The sequence below is a fragment of the Streptomyces sp. adm13(2018) genome (genome assembly GCF_008042145.1).
GTDB lineage: Bacteria > Actinomycetota > Actinomycetes > Streptomycetales > Streptomycetaceae > Streptomyces.
This window is the reverse complement of record NZ_RDBH01000141.1, coordinates 399,668-402,006: the sequence shown is the minus strand read 5'-3', so window position 1 is coordinate 402,006 and position 2,339 is coordinate 399,668. Positions and strand designations below refer to the sequence as shown.

Below are 2,339 nucleotides of genomic sequence, written 5' to 3'. Positions count from 1 at the left end.
CCTCCGGAGGATGCACGTGGACCGCACCACCACCCGCCCGCACGGACGCCGCTGGCTCGGCGGAGCCCTCGCGCTCGCCGTCGGCTCCGGGCTCGTCCTCGTCGGCGGAGCCGGCACCGCGCAGGCGGCCGACGTCAACGTCGCCAAGAACGCCGGCTTCGAGAACGGCCTCGCCAACTGGTCGTGTTCCGCCGGGAGCGGCGCAGCCGTCTCCTCCCCGGCCCGCACCGGCGCCGGCGCGCTCCGGGCGACCCCGGCCGGCCTCGACAACGCCAAGTGCGTGCAGACCGTGGCCGTGAAGCCCAACTCGACCTACACGCTGAGCGCCTGGGTCCAGGGCGGCTACGCCTACCTCGGTGCGAGCAACACCGGCACCGGCTCCGGCAGCGTCTCCACCTGGACGCCCGACAGCCCCTCCTGGAAGCAGCTCACCACCACGTTCACCACCGGGGCGAGCACCACTTCGGTCGAGATCTACACCCACGGCTGGTACGGCACCTCCCCGTACTCCGTCGACGACGTGAGCGTCTTCGGTCCCGACGGGGGCGGCGGCCAGGACCCGGACCCGGTGGTCCCGTCCACCCCGGCCGGTCTCGCCGCGGGCTCCGTCACCTCCTCCTCGGTCGCCCTGAGCTGGGGCGCGGTCTCCGGCGCCACGGGCTACAAGGTCTACCGGGACGGCGGCAACGCGCAGACGGTGAGCGGCACTTCGGCCACGATCACCGGCCTGTCGGCCGACACGGCGTACCAGTTCCAGGTCTCCGCGACGAACGCGGCGGGTGAGTCCGCGAAGTCGGGCGCCGTCTCGGCCAGGACCGCGAAGGTCACCGACCCGGGCCCCGGCCCGGCCGTGCCCAAGCACGCGCTGACCGGCTACTGGCAGAACTTCAACAACGGCGCCACGGTCCAGAAGCTGCGGGACGTGCAGTCGCAGTACGACATCATCGCCGTCTCGTTCGCCGACTCGACGGCGACGCCGGGCCAGATCGTCTTCAACCTCGACCCGGCCGTCGGCTACGCCTCGGTCGCCGACTTCAAGGCGGACGTCGCCGCGAAGAAGGCCGCCGGCAAGTCCGTCATCATCTCGGTCGGCGGCGAGAAGGGGAACGTCACGATCAACAGTGACGCCTCCGCGACCGCCTTCGCGAACAGCGCGTACGCCCTCATGCAGGAGTACGGCTTCAACGGCGTCGACATCGACCTCGAACACGGCATCAACTCGACGTACCTGACCAAGGCGCTGCGCCAGCTGTCCGCCAAGGCCGGTTCGTCGATGGTCCTGACGATGGCCCCGCAGACGATCGACATGCAGAGCACGGGCACGGAGTACTTCAAGACCGCGCTCGCGGTGAAGGACATCCTCACCGTCGTCAACATGCAGTACTACAACAGCGGTTCGATGCTCGGCTGCGACGGCAAGGTCTACAGCCAGGGCTCGGTGGACTTCCTCACCGCGCTCGCCTGCATCCAGATCCAGGGCGGTCTCGCCCCGTCGCAGGTCGGCCTGGGCGTCCCCGCCTCCACCCGGGGCGCGGGCAGCGGCTACGTCGACCCGCAGATCGTGAAGAACGCGCTCGACTGCCTGACGAAGCTCACCGGCTGCGGCACCTTCAAGCCGGCCCAGGCCTGGCCGACCCTCCGCGGCGCCATGACCTGGTCGACCAACTGGGACGCGACGGCCGGCAACGCCTGGTCGAACGCGGTGGGCCCGCACGTCCACAACCTGCCGTAACGAGGAACCCCCAGCACCACCCGCACCATCGCGGCGCCGCCGGTCCTCCGGCGGCGCCGCCCCCGTTCCCCGGCGCCGAACGGCGCGGGCTCACGCGGGCAGGAAGCGCGCCAGGGCCCGGTCGAGCCCGGCGGCCCACTCCTCGACCCGGGCCGCCCGTCGCCCGTCGATCTCGCAGAGGTAGCTGGTGCCGTCGTGGAGGTCGACGGAGATCCGCAGCCCCCGGCCGCGCCGGGTCCGCTCGTGCCGTACGGCGCCGATCTCGGACCAGGTGAACTCCGCCTCCTCGTCGAGGAGCTGGAGGCAGACCCCGGACCCGTCCACGACGATCCCGCAGACCCGGTCGGCGGCGACGAAGTCCGGCACGGGCTGCGGCGGCCCGGCGGGCGGCGGCGGAAAGCCGAGGCCGTGACCGGGCGGCCCGAACCCCGGCGGGGCCGCGGCGGGCTGGGTGAGGGCGTACGGCGACGGCACCGCGGCCTGCGGCGGTACGGGCGTCGAGGGCGCCCCGGCCCGCGGCGGCCGGGTCGCGTCGTACGGCGACCGGACCGGGTCGTACGGGGACCGGGCCGGGTCGTACGGGGACTGGGCCCGGTCCCCGTACGAC

1 protein-coding gene and 1 pseudogene are annotated in these 2,339 nt (G+C 72.9%); one reads left to right on the top strand and one right to left on the bottom strand.

Annotated features, from left to right (window positions below; translation table 11 throughout):
* Positions 1-10 precede the first annotated feature (10 nt).
* On the top strand, positions 11-1,732 hold the full coding sequence (locus EAO70_RS29910; RefSeq protein WP_187284098.1) for a chitinase: 1,722 nt from the start codon (positions 11-13) through the stop codon (positions 1,730-1,732).
* A gap of 90 nt (positions 1,733-1,822) precedes the next feature.
* Here the strand turns inward: EAO70_RS29910 and EAO70_RS29905 are convergent.
* A pseudogene (locus EAO70_RS29905) lies at positions 1,823-2,339 on the bottom strand (serine/threonine protein kinase); the annotation flags it as partial.

Bases quoted from the DNA above. Each gene is read 5' to 3' on its own strand.
- EAO70_RS29910 (WP_187284098.1), top strand. From the start codon at position 11: ATGCACGTGGACCGCACCACCACCCGCCCGCACGGACGCCGCTGGCTC.